The following is a 458-nucleotide window of genomic DNA, read 5'->3' as shown; positions in this document are numbered from 1 at the left end:
GTGACGCAAGGCCGGATGACGGCTGTGACAGCTGCGAACGTGTTGGGACTGAGCCGACGGCAAGTGCATCGGCTGTTGAAGGATTTCCAGACCAAAGGCCCTGCAGCGATCCGGCACAAGGCGCGCGGCCGAAGATCCAACAATCGGATCGATCCTGCGGTGCGTGCGTTTGCTGTGACGCTGGTCCGTGAGACCTACCTCGACTTTGGGCCGACCTTTGCCGCCGAGAAGCTGGCTGAGGATCATGGGCTCAAAGTCTCGCGTGAGACGCTGCGCAAATGGATGCAGGACGCCGGGATCTGGCTCTCGCGCAAGCAACGGCGCACCTTCCATCAGCCACGCCTGCGCCGAGAATGTCTGGGTGAACTGATCCAGATCGACGGATCAGATCATCGCTGGTTTGAGGATCGTGGCCGTGCCTGCACCTTGCTCGTGTTCATCGACGACGCCACCAGCAC

At 61.4% G+C, this 458-nt stretch carries 1 protein-coding gene; it reads left to right on the top strand.

The window, feature by feature from the left end:
- The coding region (locus tag FQ320_RS25395; protein ID WP_370513113.1) for a helix-turn-helix domain-containing protein at positions 1–458 on the top strand (458 nt) is incomplete at both ends.

The sequence above is a fragment of the Oceaniovalibus sp. ACAM 378 genome, assembly GCF_008085915.1.
Lineage (GTDB): Bacteria > Pseudomonadota > Alphaproteobacteria > Rhodobacterales > Rhodobacteraceae > Oceaniglobus.
The sequence above is the reverse complement of the archived record's forward strand: the minus strand, read 5'-3'. Positions and strand labels throughout refer to the sequence as shown.